The sequence below is a fragment of the Paractinoplanes hotanensis genome (assembly GCF_023717965.1).
Classification (GTDB): Bacteria; Actinomycetota; Actinomycetes; order Mycobacteriales; family Micromonosporaceae; genus Actinoplanes; species Actinoplanes polyasparticus.
Genome location: NZ_JAMQOL010000017.1, coordinates 123,547 through 144,303, shown reverse-complemented (window position 1 = coordinate 144,303; position 20,757 = coordinate 123,547). Strand labels below are relative to the sequence as shown.

Sequence of the window (20,757 nt, the reverse complement as noted above, 5' to 3'; positions counted from 1 at the left end):
CGCTTAACCGGCATCGTCCGACCACTTAGCCGCGGACCCGCCCGTCCTTAAGCGACTGGCACGCCGACGTGGTTTTGGGATGGTTTCCGGGGGGAATTACGCGTTCCCCGAGCCCGGGGGATGTCACCGAGTGACCGGGAGACGACAGTGGTCCCACACGAGATGATGGTGGTGAAGTCCGGCGAGACCGGCGCCGAGGAGTGGAACTGCCCGAGTTGCGGCCGTCGGCTGCTGCTGCGCTGGCCGCCGCGCTTCGAGCGGATCGTGCTGCATCCGGGCGACGACCGCGTGATTCACGTCGGACCGAACTGTCCGTGGGCGACGTGCCCGAGCAGGAACTGCGCTGGCTGAGCGCCAACGGCATCCTCTGGACCTAACTTCAGACCGGCTCGTGCCGCCGGATGCGCTGGTAGAGGGCCTGCGTCTCCGGGCTCGGCTCCACGCCCAGGTCGCGCCAGAGCGCGTCGGCGCACGCCCGGTGCTGGAGCAGGGCGAGGTGCGGCTGCCCCTGCCGGCTCTGGCAGACCATCAACCGCCGGTGCGTCGTCTCCCGGCAGGGATCGCCCTCGACGACGCGCGCGCAGAGACCCGCGGCCGCGGCGTAGCGGCCGGCGGCGAAGGACAACTCGCCCAGGTGGTCGAGGGCGTCGACGTGGGCCAGGCGCCACTGCTCTCGCGGCAGGACGGGCCATTCCTCGTACGGATTCTCGGCCAGCAGGTCGCCACGGTAGAGCCCGTCCGCCACCTCGTACTCCCGGATGGCCGCGTCGGCCTCGCCGGCCAGGCGCCGGAGACGGGCCAGCCGCAGATGCCGGTCGAACTCGTCGACATCGAGCCAGAGGCGCACGGCCGGGTCGAGGCCGTAGCGGTTGCCGAGGAAGCGGACGATCGGCCGCTCGGTGACCGTGCGCAGCGCCCGCCGCACGCCGTGCAGGGCCACGTTGAGGCTGTTGCGGGCGGCGTCCTGGGTGGAGCCGGGCCAGAAGACGTGCATCAGCGTCTCGCGGGACGGCCACGGGTTGCGGTGGGTGAGCAGATAAGCGAACAGGGACTCGTTGCGCCCGCCGTGCCAGAGGCCGGCCGGCACGCCGTCCAGCGTCACCAGGAACGGGCCGAGCACGTGCGCAGCCAGAAGCGGACGCGCTGACCAGGGCTTCTCCGCCGTGAGCAGGCTGGATGGCGAGTGATCGTCCATGCGGCACCTCCGGGACGGCCACACACCAGGCTACGAGCGCCCGGCGGCCGTGGCCCGGTCAGATCAGGGACACACCGCCCGCCCGATCTCGGAAATTTACGTACGTAAGTCCTTGCAAGCTCTTCCACCCCCTGCAAGCGCTTGCTATGGTCCGTTCCAATGTGAACGCGGGATTACGTCCCTGTCACCGGATCCGTCCCCGGTGGTAGCGGCACCGCGGTCACCAGGCAGCGAAACGTGTCGTTGAAACCCCACCCCGATGGCTTCTCGCCGCCCCCTCAACCTCACGCCGGCGGGCGTCGTGGCTCGTACCTGACGTAAGGAGATCCCCGTGAAAAGATTCGCCGCACCGCTGATAGCAGCGTTGCTGGCCGCGATTGTCGCGGTCGTCGTGGTGGGCCGCCCCGAGCAGGCCGACGCCAAGCCGGACGCGAACCCCGGCGCCCGGGACGTGATCGTGCACCTCTTCGAATGGCCGTGGGCCTCCGTCGCCGCCGAGTGCACCAACGTGCTCGGGCCGAAAGGCTTCGGCGGCGTGCAGGTGTCGCCGCCGCAGGAACACGTCGTGCTGCCGGGCGCCGGTTACCCGTGGTGGCAGGACTACCAGCCGGTCAGCTACCAACTGGTGACGCGGCGCGGCGACCGGGCAGCGTTCGCCGCCATGGTCAGCACGTGCCACGCGGCCGGCGTGAAGATCTACGTCGACGCGGTGATCAATCACATGGCCGGCGGGGCGTCGACGGGCACGGGCTCGGCCGGCACGTCGTACAGCCACTACTCGTACCCCGCAGTGCCGTTCGGCGCCAACGACTTCCACCACTGCGGGCGCAACGGCAACGACGACATCGCCAACTGGGGTGACCGCTGGGAGATCCAGAACTGCGAGCTGGTCGACCTCAGCGACCTCAGGACCGAGGACTCCTATGTGCGCGGCAAACTGGTGGCGTACCTCAATGACCTGATCTCCCTGGGCGTCGACGGTTTCCGCGTGGACGCGGCGAAGCACGTGCCCGTGGCCGACCTGCAGGCCATCTACGGGCAGCTGAACGGCAACCCGTACGTCTTCCAGGAGACCATCGAGGGCGGGGCCGGCGAGCCCAGCCCGGCCGAGTACGCCGGGATCGGCGACGTGACCGAGTTCCGCTACGGCGACGTGGTGGGCAACGCCTTCCGTGACGGCAATCTGCAGAATCTGCAAAACCTGCCAGGCCAGATGCTGCTTCCCAGTGGCGACGCGGTCGCGTTCATCGACAACCACGACACCCAGCGCAACGGGCGGGCCAAGCTGACCTACAAGGACGGCACGAACTACGCGCTGTCCGAGGCCTTCATGCTGGCGTACCCGTACGGGACGCCGTCGGTCATGTCGTCGTTCACGTTCAGCAACCCGGAAGCCGGGCCGCCAGCGACGTCCAACGGCACGACCACCGCCGTCAACTGCTCGTCCGGCTGGGCCTGCGAGCACCGCTGGCGCACGACGGCCAACCTGGTCGCCTTCCACAACGCGGCCGCGGGCACGGGCCTGACGAACTGGTGGTCCAACGGCGGCAACCAGATCGGGTTCGGGCGCGGGTCCAACGCGTACGCCGTGTTCAACCGGGGTGGCGCGCTGAACCGCACGTTCAGCACGTCCCTGCCCGCCGGAACCTACTGCGACGTGGCCAACGGCGACTTCGCCAACGGCAGCTGCACGGGTACGGCGTACACGGTCAGCAGTTCGGGCCAGTTCACCGCCACCGTCCCGGCCAACGGCATGCTGGCGCTGCACGTCAACGCCCGTGGCGCCGGCAGCACGACACCGCCGCCCACCGGCTGCACAACAGTCGCTGTCACGTTCGCCGCCAACGCCACCACGACCTGGGGCGAGAACGTGTTCCTGCTGGGCAACCGGGCCGAGCTGAGCAACTGGAACACCAGCGGCGGCGTGGCCCTGTCGTCGGCGGCGTACCCGGTCTGGCGCGGCACGGTCACCCTGCCGGCCAACACCGCGATCGAATACAAGTACGTCAAGAAGAACGGCTCCACGGTGGCCTGGGAATCCGGCGGCAACCGAACCCTCAACACCGGCACCGCCTGCACGCTGACGGTCAACGACAGCTGGCGTTCCTGACTGGTTTAATGAGCCGCATGCGGCGGTTCACGGTGTTCATCACGCTGACGATGCTCGTCTCCGGCTGCACCTCCACCCAGCCGGAGGCGAGCATCGACGCGGCCGGGATGGTCGGGTGCGCCGACCAGGCCGCCTGGGGCCGCATCGCCAGTGTGTCCGGCGACCGCGCGACACTCGAGGTCGACCGCTGGCTGACCCCGTCGATGGGCGCCACCACCATCGAGGTCGACGCGTCAGGCACCGGCCCCGCGGGTTCCCACGGCTTGCTGGTGATCGAGGGCGAGTCGGTGGCGTGGCTCTCCGACGAGGCCGGCCTGGATGCCCAGAACGCCTGGGAACAGGCGGGCCGCCCGCTCATCGACAACTGCGAGGACAACCCTCAGCGCTGACGCGATAGGCTTCGATCGATGCCCATCCGCGGAGTCATGTTCGACGCCGGCGGCGTGCTGACGCGACCGGTCGGCGGTCGTTGGAACCCGCGCTACGACTTCGAGACGATCGTCATCATGCACCACCCCGGCGTCCGGCACGACCTTTTCCCGTACGCCATCCGGGCCGGTCAGGCGTTCCTCGACGCGACGCCGTCCACCGCCAACCGCACCGACTACCACCGCACGATCCTCAGCGCGCTCGGCATCGACCTGCCGTCCCCCTCGCTCCTGCAGCAGCTCGAGGCCCCGGCCGCCGGACCGGTCATCGAGCTCTATCCCGACGTCCGCCGCACCCTGTCCCGCCTCCGGCGCGCCGGACTGCGGATGTCGGTGGTCAGCGACAACTGGGCCGGCCTCGAGGCGACCTTCGACGGCCTGGGGATCGGGCGCTACTTCGAGGGTTTCGCCATCTCGGAACTGCTCGGCTGCCGAAAGCCCGACCCCCGCATGTACGCCGAAGGCAGCCGGCTGCTGTCGCTGGCCCCGGACGCGTGCCTGTTCATCGACGACGACCCCGCACTCGTCGTGGCGGCCCGCGAACTCGGGTACCACGGTGTCACCCTCGACCGCTCGGCCTCGCATTCCTCGGACGGGGTGATCCGGTCGCTGGACGAGCTTCTGCCACCGCCGTCCTCTCTGCCAGGATGATCGGATGGCGTACATCGATCTGGGTCTGGATGAGACGGTCAACCCGGGAATCCGGGGGTTGCTGCGGTATCGGCCCGAGACCGGGCGGCCGCTGATGGAGCTGGCCGAGGTGCTCTTGCGGGGTCCGAGCACGCTCAGCCGCGGGGAGCGGGAGATGGTCGCGGCCTACGTCTCGGGTCTCAACGAATGCGTCTACTGCCGCAACTCGCACGGCGCCTTCGCCGCCGCTCAGCTCGAGGACGGCCGGCCCCTGGTCGACCAGGTGTGTGACGACCCGGCGTCCGCCCCGATCACGGACAAGCTGAAGGCGCTGCTGCAGATCGCCGCCGCTACCCGGGTCAGCGGCCATGACGTGACCCCGTCGCTCGTGGCGGCGGCCCACGACGCGGGCGCCACCGACGCCGAGATCCACGACGTGGTGCTGATCGCGGCCGCGTTCAGCATGTTCAACCGTTACGTCGACGCGCTGGGCACCCTTGCTCCCACCGACCCGGCGCCGTACGAGGCAGCCGCTCCCCGCGTGACCGGGAGCGGCTACCTCGCCTGATCGGAGACTACGAGGCAACCACCCGCAGCGCGAAGCGGCGGTACCCGAGCCGCTCGAAGGCAGCCACCATCGGCGTGTTCGTGCTGTCGGTGTCGGCCCTGGTCGCCACGTCGAGGCCGCCGACCGAGATCTGCTCGAAGGCGTCGGCGAACGCTTCGTCGGCGGCGGGCTCGAACGTCAGGCGGGTCGAGCGCTTCGGCAGGGGCCGGGCGCTCGTCCATTCGTACCGGAAACGCTCGGTGACGGTCGTGAGCCCGGCCTCGGCGGCGGCCGCGAGACGGGTGGTGATCTGCGGGTCGTCGCGGGCCTGGGCCCGCCCGTTCCAACTCGGCGTCGCCCAGGACGCGGACGGGCTCGGCATTGAGCAGCACGCGCCCACACCAGGCCGATCCCGCCCCGCCCGCCTACTGTGCGCGGACGACCAGGGTCTTGGCGGCCATGTCGCCGAGGCGGCGGCGACGGTCGGAGTTGACGACGATGAGAAAGCCGACCAGGTAGCCGAGGAAGCCGTCGATCAGGCGCAGCAGCGTCCGGACGAAGCCGGACAGCAGGCCGGGGCGGCCGCCGGTGTGCGCGTCGACGACCCGGATACCGGTGATCCACTTGCCGATCGTGCGGCCGGTCAGGCCCTCGAAGAGCGTGTAGTAGAGCAGCACGATGACGCTCAGCCAGAGCGTGCCCGTGTTGTCGAAGCGGGTCAGGTCGAAGCCCGACTCCGCGCCCTCGACGCCGAACGCGGCCACCAGCGCGCTGTTGATCAGGCTGAAGATGAGGCCGTCGATGAGGGTGGCCACGATCCGGCGGCCGGTGACCCGCACCTCCGGGGCGCCCGTTCCGTACGTCATGCTGCTGATCATGCCGGACGGGCGCCAACGCCATCCTCGGCCGCGTCAGGTCGCGGTGCCGGCGCTTCGGCCGGGAGCGGCGCGGGTGATGCGGCCGGGCGGCGGGTGCCGATGATGAGCAGGTAGCCGACCATCCACAGTTCGCCGACCGTGGCGGGGTAAGCCAGCAGGTCGGCAGCCAGGGTCGCCCCGGGCGTCGCGTAGCGGACGAACGCGCTCAGCACGTAGCCGACACCGCCGGCGATCAGGATCCAGCCGAGCGCCCGGGGCATGGCCGCGCGCAGCGCACACCAGCCCATCGGGATCAGCCACAGGCCGAAGAACACCCCGCCCACCGACCAGAGCTGGTCGCTCACCAGATACAGCGTCTGGACAGTGGCCGCCGCGTCGCCGTACGGGGCTTGCGCCACCTCGAGCGCGCCGGCCAGCAGGGCCGAGCTGACCAGCACAGCGACGGCGTTGACGAGGCCGAACGCGGCGATCTCACCGGCCGCGACCGGAGCCACCGTACGGAACAGGCGGTAGAACCAGACCGCGGCCAGCGCCTGCATGACGACGAGCAGCAGTTCGAGCAGCACGACGGCGCGGGCCCATGACTCGTCGGCGACGAGGTTGGCCAGCGTGGCGGCGGGATCGTCGGCGACGAACAGCCTCGGGCGGACGAACAGATAGGCGAGCCCGCCGACGACGGCGAGCGAGAGATAGAGGAATCCGGTGACACGGGCGGTGCGGACCATGGCGCCTCCCTTACGTTGTAAGGCCCACCATACGCTGTAAGGTCAAGCCATGGCGATCAAGGCTTCCCGTGCGCCGCTGAGCCGCGAACGGGTGCTGTCGGCCGCCGTCGCCCTGGCTGACCGGGAAGGCCTGCCCGCCCTGACGATGCGCCGCCTCGCGGCCGAGCTGAGTGTCGAGGCCATGTCGCTCTACCATCACCTGGCGGCCAAGGAGGCCCTGCTCGACGGCGTCGTCGAGACCGTCATCGCCGAGATCGTCCCGGCCGGTGGGGCCGAACCGGACTGGCGAGCGCGGCTGAAGCAACAGTTCCTGGCCGCGCGCGAAGTGATGCTGCGCCACCCGTGGATGCCGGGCCTGCTCGGCTCGCGGCGCACCGTTCCGACGACGGTCTTCGCCTACTACGACGGCATCGTCGGCACGCTGGTCGGCGCCGGATTCTCGTACCGGCTCGCGCACCGCGCCCTGCACGCGCTGGGCAGCATGCCGCTCGGCTTCGTGCAAGAGGTCTTCAGTCCGGGCGCGGCCGGCGGCGATTTCGACCCCGCGACCGCCGAGGCGGAGATGGCCGCCCTGGCCGAGGCGATGCCGAACATCACCGCCATGGTCGCCGCGGAGATCCACGCGGCCGGCGACCCCACGCTCGGCTGGTGCGACAGCCAGACGGAGTTCGAGTTCACCCTCGACCTGATGCTGGACGGGTTCGAACGCCTGCGAGCGAAGGGTTAGGCGACCCGGGCGCGCTGGGCCCGGTGGTGCTGCTCGGTGCGGTACATGTCGGCGTCCGCGGCCGAGGCGAGCTGGGGAAAGTCGGTTCAGCAGGCCCCGTACGCATGGCCGACGCTGGTCACTTCGCCTCCGTTCCGCCGCCCCGAACCAGGGATCTTGACCGCAGCGCGCCGCGGTGCACGGCGGCGCTCGATAGGCGCAGGTCACAGACTGTGGCGGGCCGGGCTACCGCGTGCTTGGGTGTGATCCGTGACCGACACGACCGACCAGAGCGACTCCACCCGGACGACGAGGTGGAAGCGCCGGGTCGCCACCCCGTTGCGCGACTTCCTCAGCACCGAGGCGGGCAGCGCCGGCGTGCTGGTCGCGGCCATTGTCGCCGCCCTGATCTGGGCCAACACGGCTGACAGCAGCTACGAGTCGTTCTGGCACACCGCAGTGAGCGTCGAGTTCGGCAGCCGGGGCATCGAACTCGACCTGCGGGAGTGGGTCAACAGCGGCTTGATGACGCTGTTCTTCCTGGTCGTGGGGCTCGAGGCGCGACGCGAGTTCGACCTCGGCGACCTGCGCGACCGGCGGCGGTTCGTCCTCCCCGCGCTGGCCGGCGTCGCGGGCATGGCCCTGCCCATCGGCATCTTCCTGGCGTTCAACCACGGGCACGCGGGCGGTGCGGGCTGGGGCACGGCGATGTCGACCGACACCGCGCTCGCGCTGGGCCTGCTCGCGCTGGTGGGCCGGCACGTGCCGGTGCAGGCGCGACTGTTCCTGGTGACGGTGTCGGTGGTCGACGACGTGGTCGCGCTGATCGTGATCGCCGTGGCCTACTCGGACGACATCCGGATGATGCCGTTGATCGTGGCGGTCGCGGCCTTCCTGCTGACCCTGGTGATGGTGCGGGCCGGCGTGCGCAGCGGGTTCGTCTACCTGCCGGTCTGTCTGGTGGTCTGGGGCGCGACGCTCGAGAGCGGCATCGATCCGGTGGTGTCCGGCCTAGCCATCGGCCTCGCCGCCGCCGCGTACACACCCGGCCGCAACGACCTCGAGCAGGCCAGCGACCTGTTCCGCTCGTTCCGCGAACAGCCGACCCCCGAACTCGCGCGGTTCGCCCGGATGGGCCTGCTGCGGTCGCTGTCCCCCAACGACCGGCTGACGCGCACCTGGTCGGGCGTGTCGAGCTACCTGATCGTGCCGCTGTTCGGCCTGGCCAACGCGGGCATCGTGATCGACGCGGGCTTTCTCGGTGACGCGCTCGCCTCCCGGGTCACCCTGGGCGTCTTCTTCGCGTACGTGGTGGGAAAGCCTCTCGCCATCACCGGTGTCTCCGCGCTGGTGACGTGGCTGAGCCGCGGCCGCGTCCGGCCGGCCGCCGGATGGGCGTCGGTGCTGGGCACCGGGACGATCGCCGGCATGGGCTTCACGGTGTCGTTCCTGATCGCGAACCTGGCGTTCGAGGAACCCGAGCTGTCCGACGCCAAACTGGGCCTGCTGCTGGCCATCCCGGCCGCGTCGCTGATCACGTGGACGGTGTTCTGGGTGACCGGCCGGCTGCCGAGGCCCCGCAAGGCGGTCGCGCTGCTCGGCGATGTCGAGGAGCTGATCGACCTCATCCCCGAAGTCGACCCGGAACGCGACCACGTGCGCGGCCCGGCCGGGGCCACGGTGACCCTGGTCGAGTACGGCGACTTCCAGTGCCCGTACTGCGGCCGGGCCGAGCCCATCGTGCGCGAGCTGCTGACCGACGACGACCTGCGCTACGTGTGGCGCCACCTGCCCCTGACCGACGTGCACCCGCAGGCCCAGCTGGCCGCGCAGGCCGCCGAGGCCGCCGGCCTGCAGGGCAGGTTCTGGGAGATGCACGACCTGATGTTCACCCGGCAGGACCACCTGCGGATCGCCGACCTGCTCCGCTACGCCGGCGAGCTCGGCCTCGACCAGGACAAGTTCCACGACGACATGATGCAGACGATCTGCAAGGACCGGATCACCGCCGACCTCGAATCGGCCGACCTCAGCGGCGTCTCCGGCACCCCTACGTTCTTCATCAACGGCCGTCGCCACTACGGCTCGTACGACGTCCAGACCCTGAAGGAAGCCATCCGGGTGGCCCGCGTGCGCGCGAAGATCGCCGCCAAACGCCGGTGAACCGTGCCCGGCTTCTGTCGTAGGGCTCGCATAGAGTCTCGTGTGTGGAACCGGGAGCGGGGGCGCCGGCCAAGGCGAGGGAAGCACGCACCCATTGGGCGGCGGCGCTGGCCAATGGGCCTCGGGAGCTGCTCGATTTCCTGTTGCCGCTGTGGGCGGGGGCCGCGCTCGGCGCAAGCGCGACGCAGGTCGGCCTGCTGATCGCGGTCGAGTTGGCTGTGTCGGTGGCGGCGCGGCCGATGGCGGGCCGGCTGGCCGACGTGCGGGATCGGCGGCGGGTGGCCGCCGCGGGCGCCCTGCTCTACGCGGCTTCCTGCCTGGGGTATGCGTTCGCAGGAGGGCTCGCGGTCGCCTTCGGTGCGGCGGCGATCGGCGGCGTGGGTGGGGCGTTGCTCTGGGTTTCCGTACGCGCCATGGCCGGCGAGCGATTGGCCGAGGACACAGCGGTGTACGCCCGGCTGACCGCCGCCGAAGAGAACGGGACGTGGATCGCCTTCGTGGCCGGCTTCACGGTGTTGCAGGCCGCGGGCTACCGCTCCGTCTTCCTGGGGTGCGCGACCGCCTGCCTGATCGCGGCGGGCGCCCTGCTCAGCGCCCCGGCCCGAGCGGTACCGCCCGCGCCCTCGCTGCCGGGAAGCACTCTGCGACGGCTGCGCCCGATGCTGCTCGCCGTCGTCATCACCATGACGGCCGAGGCTGCGGTCGGGCTGCTCCTGCTGCTGCACCTGCAACGCCGGTTCGAGCTGCAGATTGTCGAGATCGCCTACGTCTTCCTGCCCGGCGCGATCGCCATGGCCCTGCTGCCGACGTGGCTGCACCGGTTCGTGCTGCTCTACGGCCGCACCCGGGTGCTGGCCGTGGCGTCGGTGTCGTCGGCGGTCTTCGCGGCGGCCCTGGCCTGGGCGCCGCATCCGGTGGTGATCGCCGGGCTGTGGATCCTCAGCGGGGTGGCCTGGGCCGCGGTGCTCCCGATCCAGCAGGCGGTGATCGCCGAAGCCTCCGGCTCGCAGGTGGGTCGCGGCATGGGCGCGTACGAGGCCGCCGTCCTTCTCGGCGCCCTGATCGGCTCGCTCGCGGCCGGCGTGCTCTACGACGCCGGGCCGTGGGCGCTCGCCTGTGCCCTGGCCGCCGCCGTGATCCTCTCGGGCGCCGTGCTCGTCCCCTGGTCGGTGCGCGCGGTGGGCGTACCCGATATCCCACCCACGCCGGCACCGCCGGCACCGCCGGCACCGCCGGCACCGCCCACACCCGCACCGCCCACGCCAGCACCGCCGGCGCCCACACCAGAACCGGCGCCCGGTGCGCAGCCGGCCCGGTCGCCCTACCGCAAGCTGGCCGAGCACGCCGCGCTCTACACCCTCGCTCAGGTCGTGCTGATCGTCCTGGCCGAATCCTGGCTGCTCGACCTCGCCCGCGGGAACGCCGACATCCTCAACGGCACCCGGGAGGGCGGCGCGTCGTTCCTGTACGGCGCCGGTCGAATCTGGACCTTCATCATCGTCATCGATCTCGTGTGGACCCTGATCGCCGCACGTCGCCCCCGGAGGGACAGCAAGTGACTTTCTCGAAGAACCGGCTCACCCGGCTGCGCGGTCAGCTCCAGCGCCGCGTCGACGACGGCTTCGCGCCCGGCATGCTCGCCCTGCTGGCCCGCCGCGGCGAGGTGCACGTCGAGGCGACCGGCTACCTCGCGTACGAGGGCGCCGGCTCGACCACGCCGATGGCCACCGACACGATCGTCCGCATCGCCTCCATGTCCAAGCCGATCGTCGCCGCCTGCGCGATGACCCTGGTCGAGGACGGCACCCTGCGCCTCGACGATCCGGTGGACGACTTCCTGCCCGAACTGGCGAACATGACCGTGCTCGCCGACCCCACCGGGCCGCTCGACGACACTGTCCCGGCCGAGCGCCCGATCACCCTGCGCGACCTGCTGACGTACACCCTCGGCACCGGCATGGTGGACGCCGGCCCGATCGCCGACGCCCTGGACGGCCTCGGCTACCCGCCCCCGGCCGATTTCGTGGCCCGGCTGGGCGCGCTGCCGCTTGTGCACCAGCCCGGCGAGCGCTGGATGTACGACACCGCCGCCGCCGTGACCGGGGAGCTCATCGCCCGGGCGACCGGCAAGAGCTTCGGAACGGCCCTCCGCGAGCGGCTGCTCGACCCGCTCGGGATGCGGGACACGGGCTTCCTCGTGGGCCCCGACCGGCTCGACCGCTTCGCCACCGCGTACGCGGCCGAGAACGCCACCGAGGTCGAGGACGGCCTCGACGGGCTGCTCAGCCGGCCACCGGCCTTCGAGAACGGCGGCGGCGGGCTCGTCTCGACCGCCGAGGACTACCTGGCCTTCGGGTCAGCCCTGCTCGCCGGGGGCAACGGCATTCTCTCGCGGCCGGCCGTGACCCTGATGACGACCGACCACCTGACCCCAGCCCAGAAGGCCGTCTCCGGCTTCGGGCCGGGCTACTTCGACGCCATCGGCTGGGGTTTCGGGATGTCGGTCCGCACCCGCCGCACCCACCTCGGCCCGTCGGCCGGCACCTACGGATGGCCCGGTTTCTACGGCACCGCCTGGTACAACGACCCGGCCGAGGACCTGACCGCGATCTTCATCATGCAGCGGGCACACGCCGGCGACCAGACCGGAACCCTCTGGGCCGACCTGTGGACCGCCGTCTACCAGGCGATCGAGGACTGACAAGCGTCTCGCACATGGGGCGTGGACGCTCGGCGATGGAGCGCCGGGCGTCGCGCCGGTTGACTGGGGGCATGTTCGCACTGCGAGTGACCGCGCTGATCGCGGCAACCATGACGACCGGATTGATGGCCGGCGTGTTCGGCCTCTACCAGCACACCGTGATGACCGGCCTCGGCCGCACCGGCGACCGCACCTTCATCGGGGCCTTCCAGGCGATCGACCGGGCGATCATCAATCCCTGGTTCATGCTCAGCTTCCTCGGGGCGCTGCTGTTCACGGCCGTCTCGGCGTTCCTCAACCCGGGCCGGCAGATCCTGCCCTGGGTGCTGGCCGCGCTCGTCCTCTACATCGTCGTCTTCGCCATCACCATCGCCGTCAACGTGCCGATGAACGACGCCCTCAAGGCCGCCGGCGACCCCGGCCGGATCCCCGACCCGGCCGCCGTCCGCGCCGCCTTCGACGAGGCGCGCTGGGTGGCCTGGAACCTGGTCCGCACGCTCGCCACCACGGCCGCCTTCGGCTGCCTGTGCTGGGCGCTCGTCGCCCGCGGCAAGCTCGGTTAGATCATCTTCCGGGCGAGCTCCCGCACGACGTCGACGAACAGGTCGATGTCGGCCTCGGTGGTGCGCCAGTTGACGATGGCCGGGCGGAGCGCGACCCGGCCGTCGTACACGGTCGTGCCCGCGTACACCCGGCCGTCCTGCAGCAGGGCGGCGCCGAGGCGGCGGTTGAAGTCGTCGAGGTCGGCCACGCCGCGCGGTCTGGCTCGGAAGCACACGATGCACAACTTCACGTCGGCCAGCCGCTCCAGCTCGGGCGCGGCGTCGACGCGGGCTGCCAGGTGCTGGGCCAGATCGAGGTGGCGCTCGACCATCTCGCGGTGACCGGCTTTCCCGTACGCGGCCAGCGTGGCCCAGATCGGCAGCGAGCGCGCCCGGCGGGAGCTTTCCGGCCCGTACAGCGCGTAGCCGCTCGCCGGATCGCCCGGCCCGGGCAGGTACGCCGCACCCGGCATGCCGAACGCCGCCCCCAGCCGGGCCTGGTCACGAACCAGGGCGAAGCCGCTCTCGTACGGCACGTTGAGCCACTTGTGCGCGTCGGCCGCGATCGAGTGGGCCCGGTCGATGCCGTCCACGAGAGGCGCCGTGCGCGGGGAAAGGGCGGCGAACAAGCCGAACGCACCGTCGACGTGCAGCCAGCAGCCGAACTCCTCGGCCAGTCCGGCGAACTCGGCCACGGGGTCGAAGTCGCCTGCGTTCACTTCCCCCGCGTTCGCGATGAGCACGGCCGGGGCGCCCTTCAACGAATCCAGGTGCCGCCGCATCAGGCCGAGGTCGATCCGCCCGACGCCGTCTCGCGCGCAGACCATCACGGCGTTGCGCCCGTGCCCGAGCATCTGCAGGGCCTTGCGGGCGCTGGCGTGCACGTACCCCGACGACAGCACCGGCATCCGCGGCAGCTCGGCCAGCCCGTCCGCTGCCGTGTCGATCCCGTGCTGGAACCCCCACCAGTGAGTCGCGCAGCCGAGCGACGTGAAGTTGGCGAACGTCGCGCTGCCCACCAGCGCCCCGCCCCACGATTCGGGCAGCCCGAACAGGTCCCGCAGCCAGCCCAGCGCCACCGTCTCCACCTCGTGCGCGAACGGCGACGAGATCTTCGAGAACGCGTTCTGGTCGAGCAGCGCCGCCGTCCAGTCCGCGGCCAGCGCCGCCGGCGTCACTCCCCCGGTCACGAAATGAAAGAACCGCGGCCCCGACGACGCCGTGCCGGCCGCCGTCCCCACCCGGAGCAGCCGCTCGATCACCTCGGCCGGATCGCCGCCCGATTCCGGCAACGGACCACCCAGCTCAGCAAGAAGCGACAGCGCCGCCGGATCCTGCACCGCCCGCCCCGAGAGCGACGCGAGATAGGCCCCGGCAGCCGCGTGAACCTGTCCCAGAAGATCCGACATGCGAGCAGACTACGGCGCGCCCACGACCGGATGCCCGTCGTCGCCGGTCCAGTGCCGCTGCGACACCCCAGCCGGCACGCCGTACCGCTCAAAGGGCATACTCGCAGTCAACCAGCCCTACCGCGACGGCGCCTGTCCGATCGGGGACATGTCGTCTTCTCCTCCGTGCTGATCCGGCGGGCCGACACACCTCTGCTCGGGCCTGAACAGTGAGAGTGAGTCATGGAACGCAATCGGTCAGCCGCTGCTACGGACAACGCGGGCCGGATTCCGCCGGTCTATAGAGCGGTCATGGCGGCGGCAGGGCCGATCGTCCGCTGGTGGGGTCGTCTCGAGGTGGTCGGCCTGGAGCACCTCCCGACGCACGGCGCGACGATCGTCCCGGCCAACCACGACAGCGCGTGGGATCCCGTGGTCATCGCGTTCGCCGCCCGGCGGCGCCGGCAGATCCAGGCCCTCGCGAAGGCATCGCTCTGGAAGAACCCGCTGCTGCGGCGCGTGCTCGACGGGATGGGGCAGATCCCCGTCCGGCGCGGCCAGACCGACACGGACGCCTTGGACGCCGCGGTGCAGTGTCTCTCGGCCGGCGGCTGCGTCGGGATCTTTCCCGAAGGCAGCCGCTCGCAGGGCCGGCAGCTACGCGCCCGCAGCGGTGTCGGACGCCTCGCTCAGGCCGTGCCCCAGTCCCGCATCGTCTGCGCGGCGGTCTCCGGGACCGTGGACATCACCCGCTTCCCGCGACGTCCCCGGCTGAAGGTGACGTTCTTCGAACCCACCCCCTCGCCGCCGTCGGAATCGGCCTCGGATCTCGCCGCGAGGCTGACCGCCGAACTCCGCGCCGTCGCACCGGTGGCAGCCGGGCGGTAGCACGGTCGCCGCCTCGGGGCGACGGCTCGTTCGTCTCGGCAACCAGCACGAGCACACCGACCGCGTCGGCCAGTGCCAGGGCGACAACCGTGACCGATCGGCGGACGGACGGGCTCATCGGCGTAGGCATGCGGGCAGGGTACGGCGGGCGATCACGGGGTGAGGGCGCGGAGGCCGGCCGCGAGCAACGGCTGCACAGCGTCCTCGGCCCGGGCCGACGTCGGATCCGCGGCGGCGCCCCGGCGGGCGCGGTAGCTGATGCCCTGGGCTATGACGGCCAGCTTGAAGTTGGCCAGGGCCAGATAGAACGGCCAGTGGTCGAGGTTCACGCCACGGCGGCGGGCGTAGGCCTCGGCTATCGCGTCGGCGCTGGGCAGGCGGTCGCTGGCCCAGGCCGCGTCCAGGCCCAGGATCGGGTCGAGCTGGGGCTGGCGGTAGACGCACATGAGCGCGATGTCGGTCAGCACGTCGCCGACCGTCGCCAGTTCCCAATCGACCACGGCCAGGACCTTGCTGATGTCGGCGCTGTCGAGCAGCGTGTTGTCGATCCGGAAGTCGCCGTGCACCACGCCGATGTGGGCCGACCGGGCCGGCACCGCCCCGGCCAGGCGGCTGTGCAGGGCCGTCGCGTCGGGCAGGTCCCGGCTCTTCACCTCGGTCCACTGCCGCCACCACAGCCGCACCTGACGGTCGAGGAAGCCGTCCGGACGGCCCAGACCGCCCAACCCCACCTCGTCGACATCCACCGCGTGCAGGTCGGCCAGCACCCGCACCAGTTCGGTCACGCACGACTCGAGTTCGCGCGAGGTGTACGCCTCGAGCTGGGACCGGGTGCGCACGACCTGGCCGGTGATGAACGCCGACACCGCGAACGGCGCCCCGATCAGTCCCGGGTCCTCGCAGAGCGCCACCGCCGGCGGAACCGGCACCGCGCTGTACTGCAAAGCCTGCGTCACCTTCCATTCCCGGGCCACGTCGTGGGCCGACGGGGTGAGGCCGGACAGCGGCGGCCGCCGGACGATCCAGCGGTGGGCGCCGTCGGTGACCGCGTACGTCAGGTTGGACCGGCCGCCGCTGACCAGGGTGCTCGCCAGCGGCCCGGCCACCGGGATCCCCCGCTGCTCGAGGAACGCCCGCACCCCGTCGACGTCGAGGCTCACGGCCGGTGTCCCACCGCGGTGGCCCGGCGCATCACGATCTCGTCGATCACGCTGCGCGGCGACAGCCCCAGGACGGCCGTCACCGTGCGGACGACGTCGTCGACCGGGATCATCGTGTCGGGCGGCACGGTGTCGTGGATGTAGGCGCTCATGTCGGTGTCGACGTAGCCGGGCGCGATTGCCGTCGCCGTGACGCCGCGAGCCGATTCCTCCGCGTTGACGGTGCGGCACAACGCGAGCAGCGCCGCCTTGCTGGCCCCGTACACGCCCAGCGACGCTTCCGCGTGCACGCCGGCGATCGACGCCAGCGCGATGACCCGCGCCCCGCCCGAAGCCGCCCGCAGCAGCGGCAGCAACTGGCTGACGAGCACGAACGGCGCCCGCGTGTTCAGCGCGAACTGCTTGTCGAAGCGCCCGACCGGATAGCCGTCGAGCGGCGCGGCCGATCCCACGCCGGCCGCCAGGATCAGCGCGTCCAAAGACAAGTTCTTCTCCGCGTACGCGGCCACGACGGCGTCAGCCGCGTCCGGTGCCGCCAGGTCGACAGCGATCCTGTCGATCCGGGACGCGCCCACACCGTCGAACGCCGCAGCGAGCCGGTCCGGATCGCGCGCCACCACCGTGAGCTTCCACCCCTGGGCGGCGAGGGCGAGCGCGATTCCCCGCCCGATGCCGCGGGAGGCGCCGGTCACCAGCGCCGACCGTCCGGCGCTCACGTGGTCTCGCCCGGAATGCCGACGATGGAACGCGCGATCGTCGAGTACCGCTCCAGCAGCGCCTCGACCGGCAGCGACCCGTCCGGCCGGTACCACGACGCGACACCCACGCAGAGCGACGCGATGGCCCGGCTGGCGTCCTTCGGATACGGGGTGGCGAAGGCCTTCTCCCGTACGCCGTCGAGAATCACCCGGTCGAGCATGCGCTGCTGCTCGTCGCGTTTGGCGACGTAGCGCTCGCGGTTCTCGGGCTCCAGGCTGCGCAGCTCCGCCGTCGACACCGTGGCGCCGATCCGCCGGTACATGTGGAACCGCAGCAGCGACTCGACCAGCGCGTCGAACTGCGACCGCGGATCGCCGGGCGCGGCCGCCAGGGCCTGCTTGCTGCGTTCCAGCAGCTCATCGATGATCACGTTCATCAGGTCGAAGAGGATGTCCTGTTTGGACGGGTAGTAGTGGTAGACCCCCGGAACCGACAGGCCGGACCGGCGCGCGAGGTCGCGGGTCGTGGTGCCGTGATAGCCGTGCTCGAAGAAGGCCTGAAGGGCGGCGTCGAGGATGTTCGAGAGGTCTTGCGCCTCGTACTCGCGCCACTCGTGCCCGGCTGACATCTTCGCCTCTTTCGTCGTGCTCACGGCTGGCTCCGTCCCGCGCGCGCCGCCGCGATCAGCGTGTCGAGGGCGCCGGCGTCGTCGACGGCTCCCCGGTCGATCACGCGCTCGGGATCGGCGCCCTGGAGGATACGTTTGACCGGAACCTCCAGGCGCTTGCCCGTCCTGGTGTGCGGCAAACTGGGCACGAGGATGACGTCGTCGGGCACGTGCCGGGGCGACGTGCGCTCGGCGATCACCCGCTTGACGGCGGCCGGCTCGACCGCTCCGGCCGGCACGACGAACAGCGGCATCCAGTAGCCGCCGTCCGGCTGCTCCACTCCGACGAGCAGGGCGTCCGCCACGTTCGGCAGGTCGCCGATCGCCGCGTAGATCTCGGCCGAGCCCAGCCGCACCCCGTGCCGGTTGATGGTGGCGTCGGAGCGCCCGAGGATCACGTAGCCGCCGCGTGGGGTCCGCTCGATCAGGTCGCCGTGCCGCCACACGCCGGGAAAGACGTCGAAGTAGGTGTCCCGCAGCTTCCGCCCGTCCGGGTCGTCCCAGAAGTAGAGCGGCATCGACGGCATCGGCTCGGTGATCACCATCTCGCCCGGCGTCCCGTCCGGCGCCTGGCCGCCGTCGGCGTCCCACACCTCGACGGACGCGCCCAGGGCGGCGGCGCTGATCTCACCGTCGTACACCGCCGTGGTGGGAGCACTGGCGACAAAGACACCGCAGATGTCCGTGCCACCGCTCATCGACCCGAGTTGGACAGTGTCGCTGACGTTCTCGCGAAACCACTCGTTGGCCGTGGCCGGCAGCACGGACCCGGTGACGCCGACCAGCCGAACGGAGGGGATATCCGGTTTCAGGCCGGCCCGCTGCGAGGCCTCCAGATACCCCGGTGAGGTGCCGAACACGGTCACGTCATGGTCGGCAACCACTCGCCACAACGCATCCGGGCCCGGGAAGGTCGGCTTACCGTCATACAAGACAATGGTCGAGCCGTGCAGCAGCCCGCAGATCTGCGCGTTCCACATCATCCAGTTCGGCGTGGTGTACCAGAAGAACGTGTCGTCGCCCCGCAGATCCATGTGCAGCCCCGGCGACACGAGCTGTTCCAGCAGCACTCCCCCGTGCCCGTGCACAATCCCCTTGGGCTTGCCCGTCGTCCCCGACGTGAACAACACCCACAACGGGTGATCGAAATCAACAGCCAGAGCCTCCCGCACAGGCGTCGCCGCGAGCGCCTCCACCCAAGAACTGGATGAGCCATCCGAGAGTCGCCAAGGCTCGGCTGCGACAGCGCCCTCCTGACCGGATGACCTATCCGCAACCCCGGCGGTTCGCACCGGGACAGCGGCCTCCAGACCGGACGAGCTGTCCCCGACCGCGGCGGTCCCCACCGGAACAGCGCGCTCCACACCGTATGAGCTATCCGCAACGCCGGCGGTCTCTGCGGTGATCGTGTGTTGCAGGCCGGGTAGCAACTCGCGCAACTCGCGGGCCGCGGCGCGCCGGTCGTGGACCTTGCCGCCGAAGCGGTAGCCGGTGCCGGCGATCAGCACCTTCGGGTTCAGCTGGGCCATCCGCTCGGCTGCCGAGGGCGCCGCGTAGTCGAGTCCGGTCTGGGCCCACACCGCGCCGACCATCGCGGTGGCCACGAACGCGACCACTCCCTCGACGCAATTGGGCAGATAGGCGGCCACCCGGTCGCCCGGCTCGACGCCGAGGGCGCGCAACCGTCCGGCCACCGCGCCGGCCTGGATGCGCAGTTCGGCGTATGTCAGGACCGTTCTGTCGCCGTTCTCCGCGACCAGAATCACGGCGGCCTGGTCGTCGCGTCCGGAGCGCAGCAGATGCCGCCCGAAGTTCAGCTTGCCTCCGGGGAACCACACGGCCCCGGGCATCCGCCGTTCCGCCAGCGCTTCCCGCGGCGGCGCGGCCCACTCGACGTCGAAGAACTCGGCGACCGCGCACCAGAACTCGCCCGGCGCCGCCACCGACCACGCGTGCAGCTCGCGGTAGTCCGTCACGTCGGTCAGCCCGGCGCGGCCCTGGTCGACCAGCCATTCAGCGAACCGCACGATGCGGGTGTCGTGGATCCGTACCGGATCAGGTATCCATTTCATCGGCGCCGGCCCGGCCAGAGCGAGCCGCGGGTGAGGACCACGTCCACCGCCACGGCGATGATGAGCACCGACCCGGTCGCGAAGTACTGCACCTCGGTGGTCAGGCCCAGCAGTTGCACGCCGTTGCTGATCGAGCCGATGACCAGCGCGCCCAGGATGGCCGACCAGATCGACCCGCGCCCGCCGAACAGGCTGGCGCCGCCCACGACGGCGGCCGCGATCGCGTTCAGCATCAGCGGTCCGGCGCCGGAGGTGACCGAGACGCCGAGTTGCCGGGAGGCGTCCACCATGCCCGCGATCGCCGCGCACGCCCCGAGAATCAGGAACGAATAGATCACCATGCGCCGCACGGGGACGCCGGCACGCTGGGCCGCCTCCCGGTCGCCGCCCACCGCGTACAAGTGAATGCCGTATCGGGTCTGCGTGGTGAAGTACCAGGCGATCAGCAGCATGACCGCGACGATCAGCACCGGCATCGGCAGCCCCCGCTGGCGGGTCAGCGTGAAGACCCCGCCGAAGAGCACGACTGCGACGAGCACCGACGGCACGACGACCGAGACGGGCGACGTCCGCGTGCCTGTGGATATCCGTTCCCGGTACTGAAAGAAGCGGTAGGCGGCGAAAGCCAGCGTTCCGAGCGCGGCCAGCACATAGCCGGCGCCGGCCGGGATCGCCGTGCTCGCGATCTTCGCGAACGAGGTGCCGGCCACGCTGACCGTGAATTCGGGCGGCAGCACGACCAGAATGAGTCCCTGCAGGATGACCATGCCGCCCAGCGTCACGATCAGCGACGGCACCCCGAACGTGATCACGAGGGCCTCGACGAGCGTGATCGCCATGCCCGCGGCGATCGCCACCGCGATGGCGAGGGGCAGAGCCAGACCGCTGTTGACGGCCAGTCCGGCCGCGATGGCGGCACAGACTCCTGAAAGGACGGCCGAGGAGAGGTCGATTTCGCCCACCAGCAGGACGAAGACCACGCCCAGGGCCAGGATCGCCGTCGTCGCGATCTGCAGCGTCAGGTTGGTGATGTTCTGGAAGCTGAGGTAGGCCGGGCTCTGGCTGTAGAAGACGGTCCAGATGATGGCCAGCACGATCAGCACCGGGAGGCTGCGATGCCCCCGCGCGGCCATCTCGATGGCCCGGCCGGCCGGGGTTCGCCGGGTCCCGGGCGCGGAGGTCGTCGCGGTGCTCACAGCTCGTCTCCTTCATGGGCGCCGGCCGGGGTCCCGTTCGCGCCGGAAGCCTGCGGAGAAGC

Annotated in this window: 21 protein-coding genes; 11 read left to right on the top strand and 10 right to left on the bottom strand. The window is 71.0% G+C overall.

From position 1 onward, the window contains the following. Positions 1–162: 162 nt before the first annotated feature. On the top strand, positions 163–351 hold the full coding sequence (locus LXN57_RS14870) for a hypothetical protein (RefSeq protein WP_251798744.1): 189 nt from the start codon (positions 163–165) through the stop codon (positions 349–351). A 28-nt stretch (positions 352–379) separates the two neighbouring features. On the opposite strand, the gene LXN57_RS14865 is transcribed toward LXN57_RS14870, so the two are convergent. Beyond that, positions 380–1,195, bottom strand: coding sequence for an AfsR/SARP family transcriptional regulator (locus LXN57_RS14865; RefSeq protein ID WP_251798742.1), 816 nt, complete (start codon positions 1,193–1,195; stop codon positions 380–382). 331 nt (positions 1,196–1,526) lie between these two features. Here LXN57_RS14865 and LXN57_RS14860 point away from each other — a divergent pair, with 331 nt between their 5' ends. From LXN57_RS14860 to LXN57_RS14845, 4 genes are read left to right on the top strand one after another with little or no spacing between them, the layout of a single operon-like run. Then, complete coding sequence (locus LXN57_RS14860; RefSeq protein WP_251798741.1) at positions 1,527–3,305, top strand: carbohydrate-binding module family 20 domain-containing protein; 1,779 nt, start codon at positions 1,527–1,529, stop codon at positions 3,303–3,305. Positions 3,306–3,322: 17 nt separating this feature from the next. Beyond that, positions 3,323–3,694, top strand: coding sequence for a hypothetical protein (locus LXN57_RS14855; protein ID WP_251798737.1), 372 nt, complete (start codon positions 3,323–3,325; stop codon positions 3,692–3,694). A gap of 18 nt (positions 3,695–3,712) precedes the next feature. Then, positions 3,713–4,384, top strand: coding sequence for an HAD family hydrolase (locus LXN57_RS14850; RefSeq protein WP_251798736.1), 672 nt, complete (start codon positions 3,713–3,715; stop codon positions 4,382–4,384). Between the two features lie 4 nt (positions 4,385–4,388). Continuing rightward, positions 4,389–4,931, top strand: coding sequence for a carboxymuconolactone decarboxylase family protein (locus LXN57_RS14845; RefSeq protein WP_251798735.1), 543 nt, complete (start codon positions 4,389–4,391; stop codon positions 4,929–4,931). Positions 4,932–4,938: 7 nt separating this feature from the next. On the opposite strand, the gene LXN57_RS14840 is transcribed toward LXN57_RS14845, so the two are convergent. Genes LXN57_RS14840 through LXN57_RS14830 form a run of 3 tightly spaced genes read right to left on the bottom strand, consistent with a single transcriptional unit; the run spans position 4,939 to position 6,513 of the window. Further along, the gene (locus LXN57_RS14840) at positions 4,939–5,292 is read right to left on the bottom strand and encodes a hypothetical protein (RefSeq protein ID WP_251798733.1); all 354 of its coding nucleotides are present in this window, start codon (positions 5,290–5,292) and stop codon (positions 4,939–4,941) included. Between the two features lie 43 nt (positions 5,293–5,335). Beyond that, the gene (locus tag LXN57_RS14835; protein ID WP_251798732.1) at positions 5,336–5,776 is read right to left on the bottom strand and encodes an RDD family protein; all 441 of its coding nucleotides are present in this window, start codon (positions 5,774–5,776) and stop codon (positions 5,336–5,338) included. A gap of 8 nt (positions 5,777–5,784) precedes the next feature. Continuing rightward, a complete protein-coding gene (locus LXN57_RS14830) occupies positions 5,785–6,513 on the bottom strand; it encodes a DUF4386 domain-containing protein (protein ID WP_251798731.1) in 729 nt (242 codons plus the stop codon). A 49-nt stretch (positions 6,514–6,562) separates the two neighbouring features. On the opposite strand from LXN57_RS14830, the gene LXN57_RS14825 reads away from it, so the two are divergent. From LXN57_RS14825 to LXN57_RS14805, 5 genes are all read left to right on the top strand, one after another. After that, positions 6,563–7,240 (top strand): TetR/AcrR family transcriptional regulator C-terminal domain-containing protein, encoded by a 678-nt coding sequence (locus tag LXN57_RS14825; RefSeq protein ID WP_251798730.1) that lies wholly within the window; start codon positions 6,563–6,565, stop codon positions 7,238–7,240. 249 nt (positions 7,241–7,489) lie between these two features. Further along, positions 7,490–9,382, top strand: coding sequence for a Na+/H+ antiporter NhaA (locus LXN57_RS14820; RefSeq protein WP_251798728.1), 1,893 nt, complete (start codon positions 7,490–7,492; stop codon positions 9,380–9,382). Positions 9,383–9,426: 44 nt separating this feature from the next. Further along, the gene (locus tag LXN57_RS14815) at positions 9,427–10,941 is read left to right on the top strand and encodes an MFS transporter (RefSeq protein WP_251798727.1); all 1,515 of its coding nucleotides are present in this window, start codon (positions 9,427–9,429) and stop codon (positions 10,939–10,941) included. Continuing rightward, complete coding sequence (locus tag LXN57_RS14810; RefSeq protein ID WP_251798725.1) at positions 10,938–12,083, top strand: serine hydrolase domain-containing protein; 1,146 nt, start codon at positions 10,938–10,940, stop codon at positions 12,081–12,083. Before LXN57_RS14815 ends, LXN57_RS14810 begins: the two co-directional genes overlap by 4 nt. Before the next feature lie 71 nt (positions 12,084–12,154). Next, positions 12,155–12,646: an anthrone oxygenase family protein gene (locus LXN57_RS14805; RefSeq protein WP_251798723.1), complete on the top strand. Its 492-nt coding sequence runs from the start codon at positions 12,155–12,157 to the stop codon at positions 12,644–12,646. Here LXN57_RS14805 and LXN57_RS14800 read toward each other — a convergent pair. Next, positions 12,643–14,034: a pyridoxal phosphate-dependent decarboxylase family protein gene (locus LXN57_RS14800; RefSeq protein ID WP_251798721.1), complete on the bottom strand. Its 1,392-nt coding sequence runs from the start codon at positions 14,032–14,034 to the stop codon at positions 12,643–12,645. The genes LXN57_RS14805 and LXN57_RS14800 overlap by 4 nt on opposite strands. 291 nt (positions 14,035–14,325) lie before the next feature. On the opposite strand from LXN57_RS14800, the gene LXN57_RS14795 reads away from it, so the two are divergent. Further along, positions 14,326–14,901 (top strand): lysophospholipid acyltransferase family protein, encoded by a 576-nt coding sequence (locus LXN57_RS14795; RefSeq protein ID WP_251798720.1) that lies wholly within the window; start codon positions 14,326–14,328, stop codon positions 14,899–14,901. A gap of 152 nt (positions 14,902–15,053) precedes the next feature. Here LXN57_RS14795 and LXN57_RS14790 read toward each other — a convergent pair whose 3' ends face one another. The 5 genes from LXN57_RS14790 to LXN57_RS14770 are packed head-to-tail and all read right to left on the bottom strand — an operon-like array spanning position 15,054 to position 20,695. Further along, positions 15,054–16,061 carry a phosphotransferase family protein gene (locus LXN57_RS14790; protein WP_251798718.1) on the bottom strand — a complete coding sequence of 336 codons (1,008 nt, stop codon included), beginning with the start codon at positions 16,059–16,061 and terminating at the stop codon, positions 15,054–15,056. Beyond that, positions 16,058–16,777: an SDR family oxidoreductase gene (locus LXN57_RS14785; protein ID WP_251798717.1), complete on the bottom strand. Its 720-nt coding sequence runs from the start codon at positions 16,775–16,777 to the stop codon at positions 16,058–16,060. The genes LXN57_RS14790 and LXN57_RS14785 overlap by 4 nt, the downstream gene beginning before the upstream one ends. Continuing rightward, a complete protein-coding gene (locus tag LXN57_RS14780) occupies positions 16,774–17,412 on the bottom strand; it encodes a TetR/AcrR family transcriptional regulator (protein ID WP_251798715.1) in 639 nt (212 codons plus the stop codon). Before LXN57_RS14780 ends, LXN57_RS14785 begins: the two co-directional genes overlap by 4 nt. Further along, the gene (locus tag LXN57_RS14775; protein WP_251798714.1) at positions 17,409–19,499 is read right to left on the bottom strand and encodes an AMP-binding protein; all 2,091 of its coding nucleotides are present in this window, start codon (positions 19,497–19,499) and stop codon (positions 17,409–17,411) included. The genes LXN57_RS14780 and LXN57_RS14775 overlap by 4 nt, the downstream gene beginning before the upstream one ends. Next, positions 19,496–20,695: a sugar ABC transporter permease gene (locus LXN57_RS14770; RefSeq protein ID WP_251798712.1), complete on the bottom strand. Its 1,200-nt coding sequence runs from the start codon at positions 20,693–20,695 to the stop codon at positions 19,496–19,498. Before LXN57_RS14770 ends, LXN57_RS14775 begins: the two co-directional genes overlap by 4 nt. Positions 20,696–20,757 lie beyond the last annotated feature (62 nt).

What these genes read in the sequence shown, in the direction of transcription:
- LXN57_RS14840 (WP_251798733.1), bottom strand. Translation starts at nt 5,292, where the DNA reads ATGCCGAGCCCGTCCGCGTCCTGGGCGACGCCGAGTTGGAACGGGCGG.
- LXN57_RS14845 (WP_251798735.1), top strand. Translation starts at nt 4,389, where the DNA reads ATGGCGTACATCGATCTGGGTCTGGATGAGACGGTCAACCCGGGAATC.
- LXN57_RS14805 (WP_251798723.1), top strand. Translation starts at nt 12,155, where the DNA reads ATGTTCGCACTGCGAGTGACCGCGCTGATCGCGGCAACCATGACGACC.
- LXN57_RS14795 (WP_251798720.1), top strand. Translation starts at nt 14,326, where the DNA reads ATGGCGGCGGCAGGGCCGATCGTCCGCTGGTGGGGTCGTCTCGAGGTG.
- LXN57_RS14850 (WP_251798736.1), top strand. Translation starts at nt 3,713, where the DNA reads ATGCCCATCCGCGGAGTCATGTTCGACGCCGGCGGCGTGCTGACGCGA.
- LXN57_RS14800 (WP_251798721.1), bottom strand. Translation starts at nt 14,034, where the DNA reads ATGTCGGATCTTCTGGGACAGGTTCACGCGGCTGCCGGGGCCTATCTC.
- LXN57_RS14835 (WP_251798732.1), bottom strand. Translation starts at nt 5,776, where the DNA reads ATGACGTACGGAACGGGCGCCCCGGAGGTGCGGGTCACCGGCCGCCGG.
- LXN57_RS14830 (WP_251798731.1), bottom strand. Translation starts at nt 6,513, where the DNA reads ATGGTCCGCACCGCCCGTGTCACCGGATTCCTCTATCTCTCGCTCGCC.
- LXN57_RS14775 (WP_251798714.1), bottom strand. Translation starts at nt 19,499, where the DNA reads ATGAAATGGATACCTGATCCGGTACGGATCCACGACACCCGCATCGTG.
- LXN57_RS14865 (WP_251798742.1), bottom strand. Translation starts at nt 1,195, where the DNA reads ATGGACGATCACTCGCCATCCAGCCTGCTCACGGCGGAGAAGCCCTGG.
- LXN57_RS14825 (WP_251798730.1), top strand. Translation starts at nt 6,563, where the DNA reads ATGGCGATCAAGGCTTCCCGTGCGCCGCTGAGCCGCGAACGGGTGCTG.
- LXN57_RS14870 (WP_251798744.1), top strand. Translation starts at nt 163, where the DNA reads ATGATGGTGGTGAAGTCCGGCGAGACCGGCGCCGAGGAGTGGAACTGC.
- LXN57_RS14855 (WP_251798737.1), top strand. Translation starts at nt 3,323, where the DNA reads ATGCGGCGGTTCACGGTGTTCATCACGCTGACGATGCTCGTCTCCGGC.